A 23333-nucleotide genomic window follows, 5' to 3' on the forward strand; every position below is an offset into this window, starting at 1 on the left:
ACCATAGAGCATTGGAACCACCTGATCCCATCCCGAACTCAGCAGTGAAACGATGCATCGCCGATGGTAGTGTGGGGTTTCCCCATGTGAGAGTAGGTCATCGTCAAGATTAAATTCCGAAACCCCTATCTGCGCATGCAGGTAGGGGTTTTGTTTTAGTAGAAGTCACCAATTTTCACTGGCGCGTTGGAGTTTTAACGGGCTGGTCACAGAATTTCTTGACGACCATAGAGCATTGGAACCACCTGATCCCATCCCGAACTCAGCAGTGAAACGATGCATCGCCGATGGTAGTGTGGGGTTTCCCCATGTGAGAGTAGGTCATCGTCAAGATCGAATTCCGAAACCCCTGTCTGCTAACGCAGACAGGGGTTTCGTCGTTTCAGGGGTACTGAAAAGCCCGTTGCGGAGCCTCTCCACAACGGGCTTTTTCACGTCTTACGCAAACAGTTTCAGTACATTGTTCATCGCATCATCGGCAAAACCCTGTACGAAATCCTTGAATGCCGGCAGCACCTCGGCGCCACCCTGTGCCGGGTCGGCAATGATGGTCCAGGTTGCTCGGGACTTGCCCGCATACAGTGGTTCAACACTCATCGCTGCCCACAGATTGGCCACACCCAGGGTGTTGTAGAGGGTGGTCCAGGTCATGTGCCGTGCCTGGTCGTCCCGAGAGTTGAGTTGTTCGACCACCAGGTTGCCGTCCTTGAAAAACTTTTTACGAAGCGATGACACGCCTTCACCGGTCATTTCGATGTGCGACAGTGCCGGGATGAAGCGATCGAAGCGGGCAAAGTTACCGACTACGGCCCATACCTGCGCAGCGTCGGCGGGAACGTCCACCGAGGACACCACGTGGCAGCCTTGAGGGTTTTTGATCAGTGTATCGGGTTGCAGAGTACTCATGGTTTTGCTCCGTTGGGGTTGAGTCAGATGAAGTTGATTTCTTTGAGGTAGTCGCAGCCGCGACGCAGCAGCGCCGGGGACTTTTGCGGGTAGTGCGCACCCATCAGCCGAACGCCGGCCTGGGCGTTGTCGTGCCCGATCATCGAGATGTCGCCGATGTCCTCCTCAAAGCCGTTGAGGTAGAACCCCAGCACGCCGAACAACGCGTTGTCGCTGTCGACCCGACCCAGTTGCTGTTGCCAGTCGGCGACGCTGACCATCGCGAACTCACGCCCTGCCTCGCGGAAGGACGCCACGTAGTTGTCCCAGCTCAGGGGCTCGGGGTTGTGCAGGTTGAACACAGCCTGTTCCGGTTGATAACGACTGGCGTGGAAGGCGATGAATCGGGCGAGAAAGTCCACCGGCATCAGGTCGAAGTTCAAGGCGAATTCCGGCACCTGGCCAAGCTGGATCGAGCCCTTGAGCATCAGCATCAGGCGGTTCTTGTGCGGCTGGCACACACCCGTGAGGCTGTTGAAGCTGATGTTGCCGGGACGGTAGAGATTGACCCGAACCCCAAGCCCCCGCGCCCGTTCGAGGATTCGCTCGCCGACCCATTTGGACAGGTTGTAGCCGTTCTTGATGTAGATGGGTGGTGTCGGGGCGGCTGGCAACTCAAGCACTCGGCCTTCGGCGGATATCGTGCTGGAGGCTGAGAGCGTCGAGACGAAATTGAAGATTTTTTTGCTGCGCCCTTCGCACAGGCGCAAACATTCGAAAATCGGCTCGACGTTGTCCCGCGCCAGCGACTCGTAATCGAGGACGTGATTGACGTTGGCCGCGTTGTGCACCAGTGCGCCAAATTCTCGATCCAGTCGCTGGTAAGCCTCGGGCGCCAAACCGAGTTGCGGCCGCGTTATGTCCGCCGCGTAAACCCTCACCCGGCTCATCTCCAGATGCTCCAGACGGTTCTCCCGCAGCGCCTGGGCAAAGCGTTCGTCCGCCGATTGCCCATTGCCGTCACGAACCAGGCAGGCGACTTCGCTGGCCCCCCAGGCCAGCAACGCCTCGACGATATGTACACCGACAAAACTGTTGGCGCCGGTGACGATCACCTTGTGCACATCGCCCATGCGGCTGATGGGCAACGGCTGAATATCCAGTTCGCGGAAGGCATCGCGCAGGGCCTGTTCGCTCAGTACCTCTTCACTGCCGGAGCCGCGCACCAGAGTCGCCAGTTTGGTGATGGTGGGCAGTTCGATAAAGCGGTTGATCGATATGCTGCGCCCGAATTCCTCGCGCAGTCGCAGGAGCATGCGCGACAGCAGGATCGAGTGCCCGCCCAGATTGAAGAAGCTTTCGTCGGTGGAAATGTCGCTCGCCGGCAGCTCCAGCAACTTGGCCCAGATGTCCAGCAGCAGGGCCTCATCGGCGTTGACGGGCAGGCGCCGTGAAGGGTTATCGGTGACGCTCACGGGCAGATCCAGCAACGCCTTGCGGTCGACCTTGCCATTGCTGGCGTAAGGCATGCTTGCCAGCTCGGTCCATGCAACGGGGTGCATGTAGTCCGGCAGGTGCTGTGTCGCGTGGGCCTTCAACGCTTGGCGAGCGGTGCCGGGGAGGTCTTCCTGAGGTTGGGCAAGGAAGGCCAGAATCCGTCGCTGGCTATCGATGACCACGGCAACCTGGCGGTACAACTGGCTGTCGCGCAGACAGCGCTCAATCTCTTCCGGCTCGACCCTGAAGCCGCGAATCTTCACCTGATTATCACGCCGACCGCAGAGTTCGATCCCATCAGCCGTCCACTTCGCCATGTCCCCGGTGCGATAGACGCGCAGGGTCCGGCCGTCAGGCAAGTTCAGGTCCAGATAGCGCTCGGCGGTTTGCTGCGGGTTGTTCAGGTAACCCAGGCACACACCCGGGCCGGCGATGTACAACTCACCGACGGTCTGTTCGGCCACCGGTTGAAAGTCATCATCGAGAATCAACACCTGGCTGTTGGCGATCGGCGCACCCAGCGAGCGGTTGTTGTCGCCCGCCTGGAGCCGCCGCGCGGTAATCAGCACCGTGGCTTCGGTCGGCCCGTAGAGGTTGTAGAGCTTGCCCTGACGGCTCAGTTGCTCGATGACCCACGGCTCGCAGACATCGCCGCCGGTCATCACATGATCCAGGCACTGCAACTGCTCCAGTGGCAGGATGCTCAACAAGGCGGGCGGTAAAAAGGCGTGGGACAGTTGTCGATGACGAATCAGTTCCACAAGTTGCAGCGGATCGCGGCGTTGGTCATCACCGGGCACGATCAGCTCGGCGCCTTGTAACAAGGTCGGGAAGATGTCGATCAGCGATGAGTCGAAACTCAACGAAGAAAACTGCAACACCCGGCTCTGTCCGGTCAACTGCATATAGTCGGCGTACCAGTGGGTGAAGTGCGCGAGGTTGGCCTGGCTGAGCAGCACGCCCTTCGGATGGCCGGTGGTGCCCGAGGTGTAGAGCGCCACGCAGGGTGCATCGAGGTCGGGGCGTTGGCGCATCAACGGTTGAGTGAGGTCTGCGTCATAGACGTCGATACTGCTGATGTCCAGCCCTGGCATCTCGCTCGCCAAGGGATGCTCGCCGTCATGCAGCAACAACACCGCGCCGGCGTTCGACAGGATGTACTGCTGACGCTGCATCGGATGGCTCGGCTCCAGCGGCAAGTACACCGCGCCACTGCCCAGGATCGCCAGGATTCCCGCATACAGCGCACTGCATTTGGGCAGGCAGATTCCGATGACTACCGGGCCTTGATGCTGATCCAGCAGCGGTCGCAAACGTTGCTCGATGGCGCGGCTATGGGCGTGTAGCTGGCGATACTCGAGGGTATTGCCAGCGATGCTCAAGGCCGGGTGGTCGGCGCTCTGGATGAATTGTTGTTCCAGCCTTTCGATCATCGGCGTTTGCGCCAGTTGCTGCAGCCGTGGGTCGGCGGTGCCATTGAGGCGATGCACGAACGCAAGGCTGTCCAGGAACCGCAGGCTCTCGATGCGCTCGAAGCGGGCGGGTACGGCGGGTACGGCGGGTACGGCATGTCGAAAATAGTCGGCATCGCGCGAGTAGCGGCTGACCAGCAGCGCCACGTGGTCAACCAGTGCTGTCATCGCCTGCATACGCAAAACCTGACCGTTACCCGACGGTTCATCGGCAATGGGTACACGGGTCAGCAGCGTTGAGCCGTGGCAGCACAACACGTCCAGCGATGGCAGACCGGAGGCCTGTGGCAGGCCGAGACCCAATTGCAATGTCAGTCGTTGCGCATCCCCGATGTACTGAAACGGTGTGCCATCGTCGATCAGCAGATCAGCCTGTCCAGGCATATCGTCGAGCGCGCAGATCCGCGTCAGTGAGTGACCGTGTTGTTCGAGTTCCAGCGCCAGGTCGGTCAGGGCCTGGCTTTTTCCGGTGAGCAAAATGTCGAGACGTCTCATGATGGGCTCCTCGTCAAACCAGATAGTCGCTGAGGGCGGTTTGTACGCACGGCGAATCGAGCAGCGAACTGCTGTGGAAAAACCGCACAATGTTGGCCACCAGCGGGTGATGGCGATTGATCGGGAAGGCCATTGCCGACACTTCGCTCTTGAGTGCGTGACGCGCCGCGTCGTTGATCTGCAGTGCGTCGATCAATCGGAAGTCGAAGGATTTCTGGATGTCGTTGGTCAGGTAATGGCCAATGAATACCGGCAGGATCTGCGCGATGTACTGGCGGTCATCTGCACTTGCGGTATGCCAGTAGATGCGTACCAGTCGCGCCCAAAAACCGGAGTGACGGCCCTCGTCCAGCAGGTGATCGGCCATCAGGCCCTTGATCGATTGCTTGACCGTGTCGTCCTTGGCGAACGCAGCGACATCACCGGTCACGGTGTTTTCGGCGATGGCCACGCAGATCAGCTCTACAGCGCTGCGCAGGTGCTCCGGTGCTAGCGCCACGGCCGCCGGTATCGCCCGGCTCAGCTCGATCTCATCCGGCAATTCAATGGGGGGGATGCCGGTCAACGCGATGGTCTGTTGCATGAAATCCATCGCCACCAGTGCGTGGTAATCCTCGTCCACCACGACCGTCATGGCGTCGTAGCGGCAGGCGAACGGGAACTCGAACGCGAAGCGATTCTTGGCGATGCTGCGGGCGGTTTTGTCGACGATCTCGGTTTCGAAAATCACCACATCGTTGATGAACTTGTAGAGCGTCTGCACCAGGGCGAAGTCGCGCTGTTCCGGGCATTCGCGCAGAAAGGTTTCGCTCAGCACCAGCGGTTGGCGGCTCAAGGGGTAGATCAGTTTGTCGTCGTTCTCCAGAACGCGGCGCGGGCGAGTGCGGATGGTCGCGCGACTTTCCCAGGCGTCGGCGAAGGATTGGTAGTCGGCGGCGTTCATGCGCTCACCTCCGTGACGGATTCGTTCATGCTCAGGCGCAACCCGTCCCACAGGGCGATACGACTTTCCACGGCAGCGATGGCGCTGGCGTACACGTCTTCCTGCCGTTGCGGGTCGCTATCGACCAATCGCGACAGGAGCTTTTCCGCTGCCGGGCCGTGGTCCTCGGAGTCGACTTCTATGTGTCGTTCGAGGTAGTAACGGAAGGTCGGCGCCTGCTCGATGCCGATGCCCCAATCGTCGAGGATGCGCTGGAACATCCGCGGGATAACGCTCTCGCGACCGTGCAGAAACGCCGCCGCCACACTGTGACCCGGCGCATGCAGTGCTGTGTGTAGCGTATGGCGAACGAAATTTGCGGCCGCCGGATCGACGTTGACGCTCTGCAAGGCCACGTCGTAGCTCACGCCTTCTTGCTGCAGGGTCACGAAGCGTTCGATGGCAACGGTGCAGGCGCCGACCTCGCGCATTGCATCCAGGTACAACTCGAAGTGGCTGTAATGACCTTGGGCCGGGCGGTCATCCGACTCCTCACCCAGCACGATCTCGTTGATCAACCGCGCTGCCTGGGGATCCTGTGGCGGCAACCAGGGCAGTTGCACGCAAGTCAGCTCCTGTTGCAGGCGCTTGGTCAGCGACATGAAGTCCCATACGGCAAACACGTGGGTTTCCATGAAGCGTCGCAGGACCGCAAGCGAATGTATTTCAGAGAAAATCGGATGTTCGCTAAGTTCGGATTTTTTTTGAAGCAGACGTTCTTTAGTTGGTTTCATGGATGAGCCTGTAAGTGATCTGAGGTGAGAAGTAATCAAGCACTGAAGTTCGCTGGAAGTTTTCTCCTGGCGAACGGGTACCTCAAACGAATTGATCTTTTTCAGTGCTATAGATGCCGAGTAACCAAGGCATTGCTGTCACTTGTGGCTGGCGGCGAAGAAAAACTAATACACATATAAAGTGTTGATCAAGTTGTTTTGCTATTATTTTAATATTCAACTTTTTGAAAGATGACAAGTTCCAATAAAACTTTTTATATTGGTTTTATTTGAGCGTAGTTACTCCTTCCAATCTATATAAGTCAGAATTGAATAAAGAGTGAATGCCTCACTCGAAGTAACTTTTTATCGGGCGTCGTTGGGGGTGTCTGAGGGGGTGGAAGCAGGTCGCGAGTGATGCCGATCCTTCCGTTCCCGTAATGAGGCTCCTTCCTTCGCTTCTTGGGGCGGGGGCTACGCCATTCGCACGGCGAGTCCCCCGTTTTATTTTGTCTTGGTTACCCAGAGTGGGCGCAAATCAAGGCGGCCGCCATTACTGAGGCATCACGCAATCGTTGCGATGGTCAGGTTTGAAGGTGGCAAGGCATTGGGTTGCGGTATGGCGTCGCGAGGGTGGTGTGGTATGAGCACAGGGGGGGTTGTAATCAAATTATTCGCATGCACATTCGGAGGAATGTGCGGCAAGCGAGGCGAACCTTTCGGTGTGCCTCCCCGGGCTTGCCACTGCAGGTTACTTCGACGTGTTTTTGGTCTGTACTTCAGGGCTGTTGAGGTAGCGCGTAATGACCTCGACCCCTCGGTTCAGGTGATGTTCGAGCAGTTTCATCGAGCGTTCGACGTCCCGGTCTTCGGCGGCCCGCAACAGTGCCCGGTGGTCGTCCTGGGACAATTTGCCCAGGCCCATGGCTTCCAGGTTGAAACGCAGGAACCGCTCTTCTTCGATCAGGCCGTCTTCGACCAGTTTCAACAGCCGGCGATTGGGCGCCCGGCTGTAAAGCGCCATGTGGAACAGGCGATTGAGCCGTCCGATTTCGGTGTAGTCGTTTTGCGTTTCGAGTTCGTCGATGTAACGGGCAGCCTGTTCGAGATCTCTGTCCTGGAGCAGTGGCACCGAGAGACGCAGGGCTTCGGATTCCAGCAGGATGCGCAGCGCGTAGGTTTCCACGGCGTCGCCCTGGACCAGCGGCGCGACCACGGCGCCCTTGTGGGCAATCACGTTGAGCAACGATTGAGCTTCGAGCTGGCGCAAGGCTTCGCGTACGGGCATGCGGCTGACGCCGAACAGGTCGGCGAGGTCTTGCTGGCGCAGGGCCGCACCGCAAGGAATGCGCCCGTCGAGTATGGCTGCGCGCAGGGTTTCTTCGATCACCGAGCGTGCCATATGAGCGGGAATCGGCCCGTTGACCTTGATACTGCTGAGAGGGTTGGGCTTTTGTGTCACTAAACGCACCCTGATTGATGGAATTTTTTGGATCCAAGCGACACTAGTAATTGACTGACGGCTTGTCAAACAAGTTCACGAGTGCCTTTCTTGCAGTTTAGCGCGCCGCCAGTGATTGCAATGTGCCATTGTCTTTTTCCGGTCTAACCTGCACCATTCAAATGACTCCCTCCTGCCTATCCAGGATGCCTCGCATTGGCGGCAAGTTTAACGATCCCGCGGATTTTACGCTGGCTGTGCAGCGCATTGCTGCTGGCTGGCGTGATGCTGGGCAGCTTGAGCGCCGATTGGGACTTTTCCCTGATCAGCCGGCGGGCGCAGGCATTGTACGGACCTTTGGGAGAAGGTCAGCAGCGCATTAATGATTGGCAACACTTGTTGGCCAGCCAGAAGCAGATCGGCGAGTTGGAACAACTCAATGTGGTCAATCGCTTCTTCAATAAACAACTGCGATACGTCGAAGACATCGACCTGTGGCACGAAGTCGATTACTGGGAAACCCCGATCGAAGCCCTTTGGAAAGGCGCCGGAGACTGTGAAGACTACGCGATTGCCAAGTACTTTAGCCTGCGTCACCTCGGTGTAGCCAGTGAAAAGCTGCGCATTACCTATGTCAAGGCACTGACCCGGAATCGCGCGCACATGGTGCTGACCTACTACTCAAGTCCGGAAGCAGAGCCCCTGGTGCTCGACAGCCTGATTGATGCAATCAAGCCGGCCAGCCAGCGAAAGGATTTGCTGCCGGTCTACTCTTTCAATGCGGAAGGGGTGTGGCTGCCGGACGCCAAGGGCAATAAAAAGGTCGGCGATACCAAACGCCTTTCGCGTTGGCAGGATCTGCTGAAAAAGATGCAGGCCGAAGGATTCCCGGTCGAGACGACCAACTAGGAGCACACGCTCAGATGTCTTTGTTCAAACAGCTGTTGATTGCTATCTGTCTGTTCCTGGTGGTCGCCTTCACCGGCAGTTTCATGGTCAGTCTGGAGAGCTCGCGCACACAGTACGTCAACCAGTTGCGCTCCCATGCCCAGGACGCCGCGACGGCGCTGGCACTTTCCCTGACACCGAATATCGACGACCCGGCGATGGTCGAGTTGCTGGTCAGCTCGATTTTCGACAGCGGTTACTACGCGAGCATCCGCGTGGTCGATCTCAAGACCGGCCAGACCCTGGTTGAGCGCACGGGTATCCCGGCGGTGAACAACGTTCCGGACTGGTTCGTCAAACTGATCGGCCTGGAACCCGCCGGTGGTGACGCGATCGTCAGCCGCGGCTGGGAGCAGGCTGCCCGGGTCGAGGTGGTCAGCCACCCGATGTTCGCGCTGGCCAAGTTGTGGCAAAGCGCTTTGGGCAGCCTGGGCTGGTTGCTGCTATGTGGCGCGGTCAGTGCGGTACTCGGCGCGCTGTTGCTGCGTCAGCAATTGAGGCCACTGGATTACATGGTCCAACAATCCCACGCCATCGCCCGGCGGGAATTCCTCAGCCTGCCGGAACTGCCGCGCACCCCCGAACTTCGCCGGGTCGTGCAGGCCATGAACCAGATGGTCGAGAAGCTCAAGGCGCTGTTCCAGGAGCAGGCCGAGCGCAGTGAAAAACTACGGGTCGAGTCCTATCAGGACTCATTGACCGGGTTGGCGAACCGGCGTTATTTCGAGATGCAACTGAATGCGCGGGTGAGCAACCCGGAGCAGGCCAGTTCGGGTTACCTGCTGCTGTTGCGGGTCAAGGATCTGGCCGGTCTCAACCAGCGCCTCGGCGGCCAGCGCACCGATGAAGTGCTCAAGGCCGTCGGTGAGCAACTGTCTCGCGAGTGCGCCAAATATCCGGAAACCCAGAACCTGGTGACCCGTATCCGCGGTGGCGAATTTGCCGTGCTTGCGCCGGGGCTGGTACGTGAAGAGGCGCTGCAACTGGCACAGAACCTCGATAGTGCCTTGGCCAGTCTGCACGCTACCGGCGCCACCGATGTGGCTGCCGTGGCGTCTATCGGCCTGGCGCCTTTTGCTCACCGCGACTCGCCGCAAGCCGTGCTCAGCCTCGGCGATCAGGCGCTGGCGCAGGCCGAAGGTCAGGGCGAGCAGAACTGGGCCTGTATCGAACACAGCCTCTCGGCCAGTGTCGGCGACGATCACCACGCCTGGCATCGCATGCTCGACCAGGCGCTGACTCAGCAACGTTTCGAGCTGTATTTCCAACCGGTAGTGGCCGCCCAGGACACGCAACTGGTACTGCATTACAAAGTACTGTCGCGACTGCTCGACGAACACGGCCAGACCATCCCCGCCGGGCATTTTCTGCCATGGCTGGAGCGCTTCGGCTGGACTGCGCGTCTGGATCGGCTGATGCTCGAACGGGTGTTGGAGCAAATGAGCGAGCATGAGGAGTCTCTGGCGCTGAATCTGTCGTCGGCGACCCTGGGCGACCCGCAGGCGCAAAACAAAATCTTCGAGATACTGCGTGCGCATTCCAACCTGGGCCCGCGCCTGACCCTGGAGATTGGCGAAGAGCAACTGCCTGACCAGGCGGTGCTCGAGCAGTTGACCCGGCGCCTGCGCGAACTCGGCTTCTCCCTGAGCCTGCAACGTTTTGGTGGCCGCTTCAGCATGATCGGCAACCTGGCACGGCTGGGGCTGGCGTACCTGAAGATCGATGGCAGCTACATTCGGTCGATTGATCTGGAGAGCGACAAACGCCTGTTCATCGAGGCGATCCAGCGAGCGGCGCACAGCATTGATTTGCCGCTGATTGCCGAGCGGGTCGAGACTGAAGGCGAGTTGTCGGTGATTCGCGAGATGGGGCTGTACGGTGTGCAGGGCCAGTTGTTCGGCGAGCCCAGGCCCTGGAAGTAACTCTTTAGAGCTGGGTTGCCCGCGATGAGGTTGGAACAGTCACTGAAGATCAATGATCAGATCAACCCGGTCTCTTCATCATCGATCAATTGGCTCAAGCCACCCAAGGCTTCACGGGCCAGGTTACGGTCCATGAGCTTGGCCTGGGCCGCCGTTGGCAGGTCGGTGACGCGGATCACGCCTTTCTGGGTCAGCACCTGAATCAAGTCATCGAGTACCCGGATCATTTCCAGGTCACTTTGCTTGAGCTGCTTGAGGCTGTTCTCCACAGCCGCGTTGGCAAACCAGGTCTGGATTTCATGATGGTCGGCCGGCAGCGTTTCCGTGGCCTCGGCGTAGGCGGCGGGTTCCACGCGTACCAACAGACCCTGCGCATCGCGTTGCACGTAAAACATTGAGCACCCCTCGGATTTGAGCCAGCGTCATGCTGTCAGCAGCATAGGTCAACTGCACGCCAGTATGTGGCCCGGTGACGAAATCGTCACCGGGCAGTGGATGCAAACGTGACGGCCACCCCATCAGCGTGTCGTTGCCAGTGCCGCCGAGCAGGATGTCATTGCCCGCACCTCCAAGCAGGCGCAGTATCGCCAGCAATTGGGCTTCCAGCGTCAGGAAATCAGCATGTCCGAGCCGTTGGTGGCCCAGGGCGCGGTATCGCCGGTGGAAGTCCTGCGGCTAAGGCGTGCCGAAGCGGAGACCCATGGTCGGCTCGACGCCACCACCCTGGCGATTCCGCGAGCCGAATCGGCAATCAAGGAAATGCAGCGCAAGGTCGATGAAACCCGTGGCAAATTCCGTAGCGAAGCCCTGACCCAACTCAACGAAGCACGCACCGAGCTGAACAAGGCCCAGGCCACCGGCAAGGCCTTGGAAGACCGGGTCAGCCGGACGCTGGTCACTTCGCCGGTCTGGAAACCGTACTACCAGAGCTATCTGACCAGAGGCCTAAAAGGCACTCAAGCCTTGGTTATCCTGGCACGCAAGCTGGCCAGAGTGATGTTCGCGCTGATGAAAAACCAAAGTGAATACAGGCCAGATTCTATGCTTGGGGTTCCCCCCAAACATAGAATCTCCCACATTGGATTTTTGCTGGAGCACAATCTTGTGCCCAACGGAGAACCCCTGTGGTAGCGAGCTTGCTCCGGGCGGCGTTCCGACGATGGTGTCAGTGGAAACACTCAATCCACATCAATAAGTGACATAAAACGTCACTCATCATCCCCGACCATTCCTGATCAATCGCCATATCGTTATTCATTAACGGTATTTAAATTTCAATTCTTATATCTATAAAGTCAATCTCCTGCGTACCTGCCGATCAATCGGCGCGCCGCACGACACGAACCAACACGGGATCTCCGTGAGTTTCTGATCGACGCGCGCGCCTTTGAGCGTGCCGTGCGTGGGAGTGATTTATGTCTGCAGCTTCAGCTTCGCCAAGCATCGCGCCACAGTTCTTTGAAATCCGCCCGTTCAGCGGTGCGGTGGGGGCCGAAATCATCGGCCTCGACCTGTCCCGTCCGATCAATGATCAGGACTTCGCACGCATTCACCGCGCGCATCTGGACCATCATGTGGTGGTGTTCCGCGACCAGCGCATCACCCCCGAACAGCACATCGACTTCAGCCATCGTTTTGGTGTGTTGCAGATTCACGTGCTCAAGCAGTTCCTGCTGGCAGGGCATCCGGAAATCCTCATCGTTTCCAACATCGTCGAGAACGGCCAGAACATCGGCTTGGGCGACGCCGGCAAGTTCTGGCATTCAGATCTCTCCTACAAAGAACTGCCGAGCCTTGGCTCGATGCTGCATGCCCAAGAGCTGCCAGCGGAGGGCGGCGACACGCTGTTCGCCGATATGCACAAAGCCTGGGACAGCCTGCCCGACGCGTTGCGCAAAGCGGTGGAAGGTCGATCGGCGGCACATTCCTACACGGCGCGTTACAGCGAGACCAAATTCGAAGGCAACTGGCGCCCGACCCTGACCCCGGAGCAACTCGCCCAGGTCGCCGAAGTGGTGCATCCGGTGGTGCGCACCCACCCGGAAAACGGTCGCAAGGCGTTGTTCGTCAGCGAAGGGTTCACCACCCGTATCGTTGGTCTGCCGGAGGACGAGAGCCAGCAACTGCTGACCGAGCTATATGCCCACAGCGTGCTGCCGCAAAACATCTATCGCCACCAATGGCAAGCCCATGACCTGGTGTTCTGGGACAACCGTTCGCTGATCCACCTCGCTGCTGGATGCCCCAGCCATCTGCGCCGCAAGCTGTATCGCACCACCATCCAGGGCGACACGCCTTTCTGATTTGTCGGAGATTTGATCATGTCCAAACGTCTTCCATTCGCGCCGCTGGCCGCAGCCATCGGCCTGGGTTTCAGCCTGATCGCCGGCAGCCTGGTGGCGCCGACCGTGGCCCACGCCGAAGGTGAAATCCGCATCGCCGAACAGTTCGGCATCGTCTACCTGCTGCTCAATGTGGTGCGCGATCAGAACCTGATCGAGAAATACGGCAAGCAGGAAGGTATCGACATCAAGGTCGACTGGACCCAGCTCTCCGGCGGTGCAGCGGTCAACGATGCGTTGCTGTCGGGCTCGATCGACATTGCCGGCGCAGGCGTCGGCCCGCTGCTGACCATCTGGGACCGCACCCATGGCAAGCAGAACGTCAAGGCCGTGGCTTCCCTGGGCAACTTTCCGTACTACCTGGTGAGCAATAACCCCAAGGTTAAAACCATCGCTGACTTCACCGAGAAGGACCGCATCGCGGTGCCGGCGGTGGGCGTGTCGGTGCAGTCGCGCTTCCTGCAATACGCGGCGGCCAAACAGTGGGGTGACAAGGACTTCAATCGCCTCGACAAGTACACCATCGCCGTTCCACATCCTGATGCCACGGCTGCGCTGGTGGCCGGCGGCACCGAGCTGAGCGGGCACTTTTCCAACCCGCCATTCCAGGATCAGGAACTGGCCAATCCCAATGTGCACGTGGTGCTGAACACCTATGACTTGCTCGGTCCGAACTCGCCGACGGTGCTGTTCGCCACCGAGAAATTCCGCGACGAGAACCCGAAAACCTACAAGGCATTCATTGATGCGCTGACCGAAGCGGCCGCGTTCGCCCAGAACGACAAAGGCGCGGCGGCGGACACTTACATCCGCGTTACCAAGGCCAAAATCGACCGCGCCGCATTGCTGAAAATCATCGACAACCCGCAGTTCGAATTCAGCGTCACGCCGAAAAACACTTACCCGTTGGCCGAGTTCCTCTACCGCGTCGGCGCGATCAAAAACAAACCGGATTCATGGAAGGACTACTTCTTCCAGGACGCCAAGCCGCTGCAAGGGAGCTGACCGAAATGAACGCCCCTTTGCAAGGCCACACGGTCAGCAAACCGATCGCGGCAGCCCAGGCGCTGCTGTCGGTCGATAACGTCAGCCTCGAATACCGCACGCCGCAGCGTGTGGTGCGGGCGACCCATCAAGTCAGTTTCGAGATCGATCCGGCGGACCGCTTTGTCCTGCTTGGGCCGTCCGGCTGTGGCAAGTCTACGTTGCTCAAGGCCGCCGCCGGCTTAATCCAGCCCGTGGAAGGCGAGATCCGTCTGCAAGGTCAGCGCGTCGATGCGCCGGGACCGGACCGGATCGTGGTGTTCCAGGAGTTCGATCAACTGCCGCCGTGGAAAACCGTGAAACAGAACGTGATGTTCCCGCTGCTGGCCTCGAAAACCCTCAAGCGCAAAGAGGCCGAAGAGCGGGCGCTGCACTATCTGGAGAAGGTCGGTCTGGCGGCGTTTGCCGATGCTTATCCGCATACCCTGTCGGGCGGGATGAAGGCGCGGGTTGCTATTGCCCGGGCACTGGCGATGCAGCCGAAAATCCTCCTCATGGACGAACCCTTCGCCGCCCTCGATGCGCTGACCCGACGCAAGATGCAGGAAGAGTTGCTGCTGCTCTGGGAGGAAGTGCGTTTCACGCTGCTGTTCGTCACGCACTCTATCGAAGAGGCGCTGGTGGTGGGTAACCGCATTCTGTTGCTGTCACCCCATCCGGGCCGGGTGAGGGCGGAAGTCCACAGCCACCAATACGATTTGCACAGCCTTGGCGGTGTGGCGTTTCAGGAGTCGGCGCGACGTATTCACCGGCTATTGTTCGACGAAGGTCAATCACCGCAAGCCGAGCAGGAACTGGATTTCGCCGACATCCGCATCGCTTATTGAGCCAGTTGAGAGGAGGGCCCGATGAGCCATTTATCATCCCCGCGTGAAGAGTTTGAAACGGTTTTGCAGCCACTGACCAGCGTGCCGCTGGAGCGGGAGCTACCCCTAGGCCAAAGACTGTGGCAGCAAGGTTGGCTGCGCAAAAGCCTGATCCTGATTCTTCTCGCGGTACTGTGGGAAGCCATTGCTCGCTATCAGAACAACGACCTGCTGTTGCCGAGTTTTGTACAGACCGCTCACGCACTGTATGACGGCCTGCTCAGCGGTGAATTGCTGGGCAAGGTGTGGATATCACTGGTGGTGTTGCTCAAGGGGTACCTGATCGGCATCGTCCTGGCGTTTGCCCTGACGACGTTGGCGGTGTCGACACAATTCGGTCGAGATCTGCTCAGTACCCTGACCTCGATGTTCAACCCCTTGCCAGCCATCGCCCTGCTGCCGCTGGCGCTGCTGTGGTTTGGATTGGGCCAGAACAGCCTGATTTTCGTGCTGGTGCATTCGGTGCTCTGGGCACTGGCGCTGAACACTTACGCTGGCTTCCTCGGTGTCTCGGAAACCCTGCACATGGCCGGGCGCAACTACGGCCTCAAGGGCATTCGCTTTGTGCTGTTCATTCTGATTCCGGCGGCGCTGCCGTCGATTCTCGCCGGGCTGAAAATCGGCTGGGCGTTTGCCTGGCGTACGTTGATTGCTGCTGAGTTGGTGTTTGGGGCTACCAGTGGCAAAGGTGGGTTGGGGTGGTACATCTTTCAGAATCGCAATGAGCTGTATACCGACAAGGTGTTTGCCGGGTTGGCGGTAGTGATTCTGATTGGGTTGCTGGTGGAAAATCTGGTGTTTGATTCGTTGGAGCGGGTGACGGTGAAACGGTGGGGGATGGTTCGGTGATGTTTGCTAGCATTGCGTCTGAATCAACCCTGATCAGACACGAGTGCTCGCAATGCAATTGCCAGACATGAACCTGTTGTTCGCCCTTGACGCCTTGCTCGACGAGGGCAGTGTGGTGGGCGCGGCGCGGCGGATGAACCTGAGCCCGGCGGCCATGAGCCGGACGTTGACACGTATCCGCGAAGCCCTTGGCGATCCGATTCTGGTGCGCGCCGGCCGGGGCCTGGTGCCGACCCCCAAGGCGCTGGCGTTGCGTGAGCAGGTGCGCAGTGTGGTGGAGCAGGCCGGGTTGCTGTTTCGTTCGGCCGATACGGTGGAACTGAGCTCGCTGCGGCGGCGGTTCAGTATTCGCGCCAACGATTTTTTTGTCGGCGTCTACGGCGGCAAGCTGTTCGACACCCTTGACCGGCAGGCACCGCACTGCGAATTACGTTTCGTCCCGGAAGGCGATGGCGATGATGAGGCGTTGCGCGAAGGGCGGATCGATCTGAGCGTCAGCAACACCCGGCCGTTGACCCCAGAAGTGAAGATTCAGAACCTGTTTTCCACCCACTTCGTTGGCCTGGTGCGTGAGGATCATCCGCTGCTGGACGAAGAGATCACGGCAGAGCGCTATGCCGGTTATTCCCATATCAGCATGTCCCGGCGCGGCATTGCCCGAGGTCCGATCGATACCGCACTCAATGCCCTGGGGCTGGAGCGGCGGGTGGCGGTGATCGCGCCCAGCTTTCATGCGGCAATGTTTGCCTTGCCCGATTCCGACCTGATTCTGCCGGTGCCCAAAGAGGCGCTGCTGAGCGTGCGACGGCTCGGGCTGAAGCTGCGCTCGTTCGACCTGCCGATCCCTTTGCCGACCCTGATGCTGACCCAAGCCTGGCATCCGCGTTTCGACAAGGACCCGGCACATCGCTGGTTGCGTGAAACCCTCAAGGCCTGTTGCGATGAAACCTGGCTGGCTGCGCAACCGGACTGAAGTCGAACGCATTTCCCTGTGGGAGCGAGCCTGCTCGCGATGGCGGCGGCCCAGTCGAAGTAGATGTCGAGTCTGTCGGCCTCATCGCGAGCAGGCTCGATCCCACAGAGGCCTCTCATCATTGCGTATAACGCACTTATAACCTGTCAATAAGTTGATTTTCGTCAGGCATCACGCGTCCTAGAATGCTTCGGTCTTTCCACGACGGAGCTTGCAGTACATGACTTCCCTTACGGTCACGGCACCTGTTGCTGCGGCCAGCCCGGCAGCCGCTCCACCCGTCTTCGGCCCGCGGATCATCATCGGCCTGGTGGGCGTGCTGCTGGCGGTGCTGGTGTCGGGCCTGAACGAGATGGTGACCAAAGTCGCCCTGGCTGACATCCGTGGTGCGTTGGCCATCGGCTACGACGAAGGCACCTGGCTGGTCGCCTGTTACACCGCGACTTCGGTGGCGGCCATGGCGTTCGCACCGTGGTGTGCGGTGACGTTCTCGTTGCGGCGTTTCACCCTGTGCGCCATCAGCCTGTTCACCCTGCTGGGCGTGTTGTGTCCCTTCGCCCCGAATTACGAAAGCCTGTTGTTGCTGCGCACCTTGCAAGGCCTGGCGGGCGGCGCATTGCCGCCGATGCTGATGACCGTGGCCCTGCGGTTTTTGCCGGCCAATGTGAAGTTGTATGGCCTGGCCGGTTATGCCCTGACGGCGACGTTCGGCCCGGGCCTGGGCACGCCATTGGCCGGGTTGTGGACCGAGTATGTCGGCTGGCAATGGACCTTCTGGCAAATCATCGCGCCGTGCCTGATTGCCATGGCTGCGGTGGCGTATGGCTTACCCCGGGACCCGCTACGTCTGGAGCGCTTCAAGTCCTTCAACTGGCGTGGTGTGTTGCTGGGCTTTCCCGCCATCTGCATGCTGGTGATCGGCATTCTGCAGGGCAATCGCCTGGACTGGTTCGAGTCGAACCTGATCTGCGGATTGCTCGGTGGCGGGCTGTTGCTGCTGGTGCTGTTTTTGAGCGGCGAGTGGTCGCAGCCGATGCCGTTTTTCAAGATGCAGATGCTCGGCATCCGTAACCTGTCTTTCGCCCTGCTGACCCTGGCGGGTGTGCTGGTGGTGTTGCAGGCGGTGATCATTATTCCGTCCAGCTACCTGGCGCAGGTCCAGGGTTATCGTCCGGTGCAGACCGCGCCGATCATGCTGCTGGCGGCGCTGCCGCAATTGATTGCGCTGCCGTTGGTGGCGGCGCTGTGCAACTTTCGCTGGGTCGATTGCCGCTGGGTGTTGGGCATCGGCCTGAGCATGCTGGCGCTGTCGTGCGTCGGCGGCTCGCAACTGACCTCCGCGTGGATTCGCGACGATTTCTATGTGCTGCAATGGTTGCAGATTTTCGGTCAGCCCATGGCGGTGTTGCCGCTGCTGATGCTGTCCACCGGCAGCATCAACCCGATGGAGGGGCCGTTCGCATCGGCCTGGTTCAACACCGTCAAAGGCCTGTCGGCGGTCATCGCCACCGGGGTGATCGAAGCACTGACCACGGCACGTTTGCATTTTCATTCGACCATGCTGGTCGACCGCCTCGGCAACTCGCCGCTGGCCGAGCGCGACAGCGCAAGCCTCGCTCATCGTCTGCATGAGCAAGCGGTGGTGCTCACTTCCTCTGATCTTTACCTGTGCATGGCCGGTATCGCCGTGACCTTGATCCTGCTGATTTTCTGGCTGCCGACGCGGATCTATCCGCCGCGCGCACCGACCTGAATGCTCCACTGATACAGAAGGTTTTTATGAACACTCAAGCAAAGCAGAAAGTCGCGGTTGCCGTGGCCGCCGCAGTGGCCGTCGGCGTATTGCTGTACCTGGCGATGCCCGGCCTGTTCGGCAAGCGCACCCAACAGAACACCAACGATGCTTATGTCTCGGCGGATTTCACCCTGGTCGTGCCGCGGGTCGCCGGGTTTATCAAGCAAGTGCTGGTCGAGGACAACCAGCAGGTCAAGGCCGGGCAGTTGCTGGCACTTATCGATGACCGGGATTTGCGCGCAGCCGCCCAGGCCGCCGATGCCGAAACGCTGGTGGCCATGGCGCAACTGCAAAACGCCCGGGCGACCCTGGAGCGCCAGGCGTCGGTGATTGCCCAGGCGCAATCCTCGGTGGTCTCGGCCAAGGCGGAAATGGCGTTTGCCGAACATGAGTTGAACCGTTACAACCACCTCGCCGGAGTGGGCGCCGGCACAGTGCAAAATGCGCAGCAGGCGCAAACGCGCATCGACCAGGCCTCCGCGCGGCTGGCCAACGCCACTGCAGTACTGGCGGCGGAACGCAAGCAGGTGGAGATCCTCACGGCCCAGCGCGATGCCGCCGAAGGCGGTCTGAAACGGGCGCAAGCGAAGCTGGAAATGGCCAGCTATGAGTTGTCCTATACGAGGATTGTCGCGCCACAGGACGGTATGGTCGGCGAACGCGCGGTGCGGGTCGGCGCCTACGTCACTCCGGGCAGCAAAATCCTCGCAGTGGTGCCGCTGGCGCAGGCTTATGTGATGGCCAATTTCCAGGAAACCCAGCTGACGGATGTGCAGCCGGGGCAGGCTGTACAAGTGCGCGTTGACAGTCTGGGCGGTGCGGCACTCAAAGGTCGTGTCGAAAGCATTGCGCCGGCTACCGGGGTGACGTTCGCCGCGGTCAAACCGGACAACGCCACCGGCAACTTCACCAAAGTGGTGCAGCGGATTCCGGTGAAGATCGTGCTTGAGCCGGGGCAGTCGCTGGCCGAGCGCTTGCGGGTGGGGATGTCGGTGGAGGCGAGCATCGATACCGCAAGTGATGTATTGCGTGAGGTGACTCAGCGATGAGCGTGGGCCAATCCTCATCCCTGTGGCGAGGGAGCTTGCTCCCGCTGGGCCGCGAAGCGGACCCAAAATGGACGAGCGCTGCGCGCTCGAACGGGACGGTGCGGCGATCCGAGAAGCTCCCTCGCCACAGGTACTGCATTCGGACATTTGCTGTCGGGCTGGGTTTGCTTTCATTGAGCGCCTGCACCGTCGGCCCGGACTTTCAAAAACCTCAGGCCACACAAATCACCGAATGGGCAAAACCGGCCAAATCCGCCGCCAGCCAGGCCGTCGCCGAAACAATGGCCGAGCGCTGGTGGGAGGTGTTCCACGACCCGAAACTCTCGGCCCTGAGCCAGCGCGCCCTGACCGACAACCTCGACCTGAAACTGGCCGGCAGCCGCTTGCAGCAAAGTCGTGCCGTGCGTCAGATCATCACCGCCGAGCGCTACCCCAACACGGCTGCCAGCGGCCGTTACGGACGCAACCGTAACAGTAGTGAAGGCCTGAACGACCCGTCAGGACACAACGGTCAGTCCGCCTTCAACCTGTGGGATGCCGGCTTTTCCGCCTCCTGGGAGCTGGATTTCTGGGGTCGTGTGCGTCGGGAAACCGAAGCGGCCGACGCCAACCTGGAAGTCGCCGAGAACGACCGGCGCGGTGTGCTGCTGTCGGTGCTGGCCGAAACCGCCCAGGACTACATTCAACTGCGCGGTGTGCAGAACACCCGGCTCGTCACCGAACAGAATCTCGACGTTGCCCGCCATAGCCTGAAGCTCTCGCAGTTGCGCCTGGCCGACGGCGTCGCGACGGACCTGGATGTCGCCGAAGCCGCCGCACAAGTGGCGGCCATCGAATCGCGCCTGCCCGCACTGGAGCAGCGCCAGTGGCAACTGATCAACGCCTTGAGTCTGTTGATGGGCGAACCGCCCCAGGCATTGGCGGCGGAGTTATCCACAGACGCACCGGTGCCACAAACGCCGCGCCAGGTCGCCATCGGCTTGCCCTCGCAACTGGCTGCACGTCGGCCGGACATTCGCCAGGCCGAAGCACGGCTGTATGCCGCCACGGCCAGCATTGGCGTGGCCAAGGGCGATTTCTATCCGCGAATCACCCTGTCGGGGAACATCGGTTCCCAGGCCATGCAACTGAGCGATTTCGGCTCCTGGGGTTCGCGTTCGTTCGGCATCGGCCCGCAATTCACTTTGCCGTTGTTCGACGGCGGCCGCTTGCGTGGCGTGCTCGAGTTGCGTGAAGCACAGCAGCAGGAAGCCGCTATCGCCTATCAGCAAACCGTGTTGCGCGCCTGGCATGAAATCGATGACCAATTGACCGCCTACAACGCCAGCCAGTTGCGCCGCGACAGCCTGGCCGAAGCCGTGCGCCAGAACCGCATTGCGCTGGACACCGCGCAACAGCAGTACGTTGAGGGCGTGGTGGATTTCGTCACCGTACTCACCGTGCAAGGGGCGTTGCTGGCGACGCAGGAGCAGTGGGTCGAGAGTTCGACCGGCGTGTCGCTGGCGGCCGTCGGGTTGTACAAGGCGTTGGGAGGGGGGTGGGAGTCGGTGTATCCGTTGGTTGAGACGGCGCAGCGCTGACGGTGCAGCCGCCGGCTATCGCTTCATTATCGGGTCAGCATCGACGTTGCTCGGCTTGAAGGGCTAAAGTGATGCACAAACAATCTGGCTCTTCACTCAACGTCGCAAGGGGAGGCAATGGAGGCGCGCAGAGAAACGCCGATGGGCGACACTCAGGGACCGCACGCCAATCCTGGTTTCGCCAGGGGCGCGCAACCGTTGATCCGCTGGGCGCGAGAGCATTGGCTGGTGCCGATTCTGGTATTGGCCGCGCTGGTGCGCTTTTACGATCTGACCGCTGCCGCGATTTGGGGCGACGAGGGTTCCAGCCTGCTGCTGGCCCGTTACTCATTACCTGATATCTGGGTGCACGCCGCCTACGACGTGCACCCGCCGCTGTATTTCATACTGCTGCACGGCTGGATCGCGATGTTTGGCGACGGCATATTGTCGATCCGCTGCCTCAGTGTCCTGCCGGGGATTGCCTCGGTCGGGCTCGGTGTGTGGCTGGTCGATCGGCTCGCCACCCGCCGTGCCGCGATCTTCGCCGGCCTCCTGCTGGCCCTGCTGCCCACGGCGGTGCGCTACAGCCAGGAAGTGCGAATGTATTCGCTGCTGGGACTGTGGTTGCTGGGGGCAACCATTGCGCTGGTGTACTGGATCCGCAAGCCACAGCGTCGGCGCTATCTGGTGATCTATGTCGTGCTGATGAGCGCGGCGTTTTACACCCATTACTTCACGGCCCTGTGCGTGCTCTGCCATTGGTTGTACCTGGGGATCATCCGCGTGCAGCCGGGGCATCGTCTGCGGCACATCCAGCGGGGTGACTGGTGGCTGGCCAATGTGGCTATCGTGGCGCTGTATCTGCCGTGGCTGCCGGGGTTTGTCGACCTGCTACGGCACCTGGACCAACTGAAGGCCAATGGCGATGTTGGCTGGGAACTGCCCGTCAGCCTGGATTCCTTACCGTCGATGGTCTGGTCGTTGCTGACCCAGGACGACGGAGAAACCCTGCCTCCCCTGGTGTTTATTGCCTTGCCGGTGACCTTGCCGGTGTTGGCGTGGGTGGCGCTGGCACGTGATCGCAGTGTGTTCCGTGGCAGCGCGTTGCTCGCGATCTACACCTTTGTCCCGATGCTGCTGGTGTTTGCGGTGTCGTTTTTTTCGCCGATATTCATCGAGCGCTACCTCACCGCGTATGCCCTTGGCCTGCCGCTGTTGGCAGCATTGGCAATCGACCGCTTGTACTCCGGTTCCCGGGTGCTGGCCCTGACGGTGCTGGTCCTGTTTGTCGGTGTTGAACTGGTGGGCCTGAAAAACAACGCGACGGTGGACGTCCATGATCAGGTCAACGTCCTGGTGGAAGACGTCAATCTGCATTTTCAGCCGGGGGACCGGATCGTTACCAGTGACATGCTCTGGTACTTGAGTTACGTCTACTACAACCGCACCAGTACCCAGCCCCTGCTCTACACCCCGCCACGGGCCGATGGCACTTCGAGCCGGCCGAACGACTATGGTTTCGGTACCTTGACGATGCCAGACGTGTATCTGGACCACTTGAGCGACCTGCCAAAGGGCACGGGACGAACCTGGCTGATCAGTACCGCCGACGTACCTGACGAGTTCGCACCGTTGCCGGCGCAATGGCAGATCGCTCGTCAGATGAAGGCTGGTGGTGTTGCCGCGAGGTTGTACCTGTCCGGCAATACCGGACAATGAGTGGCGTCATCGCAACCTTCAAGGTTTCGACGACAAGTCCGCCATGCCCTTGAGCAACTCGATTGGCAGCGGAAAGACGATGGTCGAACTCTTGTCGCCGGCAATCGAACTCAGGGTCTGCATGTAGCGCAGCTGCATGGCCCCCGGTTGGCGGCCAAGCATTTCGGCGGCCTGCATGAGTTTTTCCGAGGCCTGCAATTCGCCTTCGGCGTGGATCACCTTGGCTCGCCGTTCCCGTTCGGCCTCGGCCTGCTTGGCAATGGCGCGGATCATCGATTCGTTGAGGTCCACATGTTTGATCTCGACGTTGGCAACCTTGATGCCCCAGGCGTCGGTCTGGGCGTCGAGCACTTGCTGGATGTCCAGGTTCAACCGTTCGCGTTCGGCCAGCAGTTCGTCCAGTTCGTGTTTACCCAGCACCGCCCGCAACGTGGTTTGCGCCAATTGGCTGGTGGCCATTAGAAAGTCTTCGACCTGGATGATGGCCTTTTGCGGATCGAGCACACGGAAATACAGCACCGCGTTGACCTTGACCGACACGTTGTCGCGGGTGATCACGTCTTGCGGCGGAACGTCCAGCACCACGGTGCGCAAATCGACCCTGACCATTTGCTGGACCACCGGAATCAGCAGGATCAGGCCGGGTCCCTTGACCTGCCAGAAGCGCCCGAGCTGGAACACTACGCCGCGCTCGTACTCGCGCAGGATGCGAAACGTCGCCCCCGCCAGCGCGATGAGCAATAGCAGTAGCGCGACAAGACCCAATTGCAAACCCATGA

The 23333-nt window shown here is 60.2% G+C and carries 19 protein-coding genes, 2 rRNA genes and 1 pseudogene; 14 read left to right on the forward strand and 8 right to left on the reverse strand.

Annotation, left to right across the window (positions count from 1 at the left end; translation table 11 throughout):
* Together rrf (AC1D19_RS15445) and rrf (AC1D19_RS15450) are read left to right on the forward strand one after the other, a co-directional pair.
* A 5S ribosomal RNA gene (gene rrf / locus AC1D19_RS15445) occupies positions 1 to 109 on the forward strand; the annotation flags it as partial.
* Between the two features lie 108 nt (positions 110 to 217).
* Positions 218 to 333: ribosomal RNA gene (gene rrf, locus AC1D19_RS15450) — 5S ribosomal RNA — on the forward strand.
* Between the two features lie 105 nt (positions 334 to 438).
* On the opposite strand, the gene AC1D19_RS15455 is transcribed toward rrf (AC1D19_RS15450), so the two are convergent.
* From AC1D19_RS15455 to AC1D19_RS15475, 5 genes are all read right to left on the reverse strand, one after another.
* Positions 439 to 906 carry an SRPBCC family protein gene (locus AC1D19_RS15455; RefSeq protein WP_477763711.1) on the reverse strand — a complete coding sequence of 156 codons (468 nt, stop codon included), beginning with the start codon at positions 904 to 906 and terminating at the stop codon, positions 439 to 441.
* Between the two features lie 23 nt (positions 907 to 929).
* Positions 930 to 4349, reverse strand: a complete 3420-nt coding sequence (locus AC1D19_RS15460) for a non-ribosomal peptide synthetase (RefSeq protein WP_477763712.1) — start codon at positions 4347 to 4349, stop codon at positions 930 to 932.
* Between the two features lie 13 nt (positions 4350 to 4362).
* Positions 4363 to 5292: a diiron oxygenase gene (locus tag AC1D19_RS15465; protein ID WP_477763713.1), complete on the reverse strand. Its 930-nt coding sequence runs from the start codon at positions 5290 to 5292 to the stop codon at positions 4363 to 4365.
* Positions 5289 to 6065, reverse strand: coding sequence for a DUF3050 domain-containing protein (locus AC1D19_RS15470; RefSeq protein WP_477755375.1), 777 nt, complete (start codon positions 6063 to 6065; stop codon positions 5289 to 5291). The genes AC1D19_RS15465 and AC1D19_RS15470 overlap by 4 nt, the downstream gene beginning before the upstream one ends.
* A 730-nt stretch (positions 6066 to 6795) precedes the next feature.
* Positions 6796 to 7506 carry a GntR family transcriptional regulator gene (locus tag AC1D19_RS15475; protein ID WP_477763714.1) on the reverse strand — a complete coding sequence of 237 codons (711 nt, stop codon included), beginning with the start codon at positions 7504 to 7506 and terminating at the stop codon, positions 6796 to 6798.
* A 195-nt stretch (positions 7507 to 7701) separates the two neighbouring features.
* Here AC1D19_RS15475 and lapG point away from each other — a divergent pair, with 195 nt between their 5' ends.
* Both lapG and lapD read left to right on the forward strand, forming a co-directional pair.
* Positions 7702 to 8394, forward strand: a complete 693-nt coding sequence (lapG, locus tag AC1D19_RS15480; RefSeq protein WP_477755373.1) for a cysteine protease LapG — start codon at positions 7702 to 7704, stop codon at positions 8392 to 8394.
* Positions 8395 to 8408: 14 nt separating this feature from the next.
* Positions 8409 to 10355 (forward strand): cyclic di-GMP receptor LapD, encoded by a 1947-nt coding sequence (gene lapD / locus AC1D19_RS15485; protein WP_477763715.1) that lies wholly within the window; start codon positions 8409 to 8411, stop codon positions 10353 to 10355.
* Positions 10356 to 10411: 56 nt separating this feature from the next.
* Here lapD and AC1D19_RS15490 read toward each other — a convergent pair whose 3' ends face one another.
* Both AC1D19_RS15490 and AC1D19_RS15495 read right to left on the reverse strand, forming a co-directional pair.
* Positions 10412 to 10750, reverse strand: a complete 339-nt coding sequence (locus tag AC1D19_RS15490; RefSeq protein ID WP_477763716.1) for a tryptophan synthase subunit beta — start codon at positions 10748 to 10750, stop codon at positions 10412 to 10414.
* Complete coding sequence (locus AC1D19_RS15495) at positions 10653 to 10949, reverse strand: hypothetical protein (RefSeq protein WP_477763717.1); 297 nt, start codon at positions 10947 to 10949, stop codon at positions 10653 to 10655. Before AC1D19_RS15495 ends, AC1D19_RS15490 begins: the two co-directional genes overlap by 98 nt.
* Here AC1D19_RS15495 and AC1D19_RS15500 point away from each other — a divergent pair.
* The 10 genes and pseudogenes from AC1D19_RS15500 to AC1D19_RS15545 all read left to right on the forward strand — a co-directional run.
* Positions 10905 to 11264, forward strand: a pseudogene (locus AC1D19_RS15500) (HlyD family type I secretion periplasmic adaptor subunit); the annotation flags it as partial. The gene AC1D19_RS15495 and the pseudogene AC1D19_RS15500 overlap by 45 nt on opposite strands.
* A 506-nt stretch (positions 11265 to 11770) precedes the next feature.
* The gene (locus AC1D19_RS15505) at positions 11771 to 12658 is read left to right on the forward strand and encodes a TauD/TfdA dioxygenase family protein (protein ID WP_477763718.1); all 888 of its coding nucleotides are present in this window, start codon (positions 11771 to 11773) and stop codon (positions 12656 to 12658) included.
* An 18-nt stretch (positions 12659 to 12676) separates the two neighbouring features.
* The gene (locus AC1D19_RS15510; protein ID WP_477759885.1) at positions 12677 to 13702 is read left to right on the forward strand and encodes an ABC transporter substrate-binding protein; all 1026 of its coding nucleotides are present in this window, start codon (positions 12677 to 12679) and stop codon (positions 13700 to 13702) included.
* 5 nt (positions 13703 to 13707) lie between these two features.
* The gene (locus AC1D19_RS15515) at positions 13708 to 14568 is read left to right on the forward strand and encodes an ABC transporter ATP-binding protein (RefSeq protein ID WP_477763719.1); all 861 of its coding nucleotides are present in this window, start codon (positions 13708 to 13710) and stop codon (positions 14566 to 14568) included.
* Positions 14569 to 14589: 21 nt separating this feature from the next.
* Positions 14590 to 15456 (forward strand): ABC transporter permease, encoded by an 867-nt coding sequence (locus tag AC1D19_RS15520; protein ID WP_477763720.1) that lies wholly within the window; start codon positions 14590 to 14592, stop codon positions 15454 to 15456.
* 52 nt (positions 15457 to 15508) lie between these two features.
* Complete coding sequence (locus AC1D19_RS15525) at positions 15509 to 16429, forward strand: LysR family transcriptional regulator (RefSeq protein WP_477763721.1); 921 nt, start codon at positions 15509 to 15511, stop codon at positions 16427 to 16429.
* Positions 16430 to 16649: 220 nt separating this feature from the next.
* On the forward strand, positions 16650 to 18182 hold the full coding sequence (locus AC1D19_RS15530) for an MFS transporter (protein ID WP_477763722.1): 1533 nt from the start codon (positions 16650 to 16652) through the stop codon (positions 18180 to 18182).
* 26 nt (positions 18183 to 18208) lie between these two features.
* Positions 18209 to 19273 (forward strand): HlyD family secretion protein, encoded by a 1065-nt coding sequence (locus tag AC1D19_RS15535; RefSeq protein WP_477763723.1) that lies wholly within the window; start codon positions 18209 to 18211, stop codon positions 19271 to 19273.
* Positions 19270 to 20853 carry an efflux transporter outer membrane subunit gene (locus tag AC1D19_RS15540; RefSeq protein WP_477763724.1) on the forward strand — a complete coding sequence of 528 codons (1584 nt, stop codon included), beginning with the start codon at positions 19270 to 19272 and terminating at the stop codon, positions 20851 to 20853. The genes AC1D19_RS15535 and AC1D19_RS15540 overlap by 4 nt, the downstream gene beginning before the upstream one ends.
* A 117-nt stretch (positions 20854 to 20970) precedes the next feature.
* Complete coding sequence (locus AC1D19_RS15545) at positions 20971 to 22554, forward strand: glycosyltransferase family 39 protein (RefSeq protein WP_477759882.1); 1584 nt, start codon at positions 20971 to 20973, stop codon at positions 22552 to 22554.
* 18 nt (positions 22555 to 22572) lie between these two features.
* Here AC1D19_RS15545 and AC1D19_RS15550 read toward each other — a convergent pair whose 3' ends face one another.
* Entirely contained in the window at positions 22573 to 23331 is a 759-nt protein-coding gene (locus tag AC1D19_RS15550; RefSeq protein ID WP_477759881.1) for a slipin family protein, read from the reverse strand.
* Positions 23332 to 23333: the final 2 nt, after the last annotated feature.

This window comes from Pseudomonas sp. P1_C12 (genome assembly GCF_056406435.1).

Coding starts and splice junctions, on each gene's coding strand:
- AC1D19_RS15455 (WP_477763711.1), bottom strand. CDS start 906: ATGAGTACTCTGCAACCCGATACACTGATCAAAAACCCTCAAGGCTGC.
- AC1D19_RS15460 (WP_477763712.1), bottom strand. CDS start 4,349: ATGAGACGTCTCGACATTTTGCTCACCGGAAAAAGCCAGGCCCTGACC.
- AC1D19_RS15465 (WP_477763713.1), bottom strand. CDS start 5,292: ATGAACGCCGCCGACTACCAATCCTTCGCCGACGCCTGGGAAAGTCGC.
- AC1D19_RS15470 (WP_477755375.1), bottom strand. CDS start 6,065: ATGAAACCAACTAAAGAACGTCTGCTTCAAAAAAAATCCGAACTTAGC.
- lapD (WP_477763715.1), top strand. CDS start 8,409: ATGTCTTTGTTCAAACAGCTGTTGATTGCTATCTGTCTGTTCCTGGTG.
- AC1D19_RS15490 (WP_477763716.1), bottom strand. CDS start 10,750: ATGTTTTACGTGCAACGCGATGCGCAGGGTCTGTTGGTACGCGTGGAA.
- AC1D19_RS15505 (WP_477763718.1), top strand. CDS start 11,771: ATGTCTGCAGCTTCAGCTTCGCCAAGCATCGCGCCACAGTTCTTTGAA.
- AC1D19_RS15510 (WP_477759885.1), top strand. CDS start 12,677: ATGTCCAAACGTCTTCCATTCGCGCCGCTGGCCGCAGCCATCGGCCTG.
- AC1D19_RS15515 (WP_477763719.1), top strand. CDS start 13,708: ATGAACGCCCCTTTGCAAGGCCACACGGTCAGCAAACCGATCGCGGCA.
- AC1D19_RS15520 (WP_477763720.1), top strand. CDS start 14,590: ATGAGCCATTTATCATCCCCGCGTGAAGAGTTTGAAACGGTTTTGCAG.
- AC1D19_RS15525 (WP_477763721.1), top strand. CDS start 15,509: ATGCAATTGCCAGACATGAACCTGTTGTTCGCCCTTGACGCCTTGCTC.
- AC1D19_RS15530 (WP_477763722.1), top strand. CDS start 16,650: ATGACTTCCCTTACGGTCACGGCACCTGTTGCTGCGGCCAGCCCGGCA.
- AC1D19_RS15535 (WP_477763723.1), top strand. CDS start 18,209: ATGAACACTCAAGCAAAGCAGAAAGTCGCGGTTGCCGTGGCCGCCGCA.
- AC1D19_RS15540 (WP_477763724.1), top strand. CDS start 19,270: ATGAGCGTGGGCCAATCCTCATCCCTGTGGCGAGGGAGCTTGCTCCCG.
- AC1D19_RS15545 (WP_477759882.1), top strand. CDS start 20,971: ATGGAGGCGCGCAGAGAAACGCCGATGGGCGACACTCAGGGACCGCAC.
- AC1D19_RS15550 (WP_477759881.1), bottom strand. CDS start 23,331: ATGGGTTTGCAATTGGGTCTTGTCGCGCTACTGCTATTGCTCATCGCG.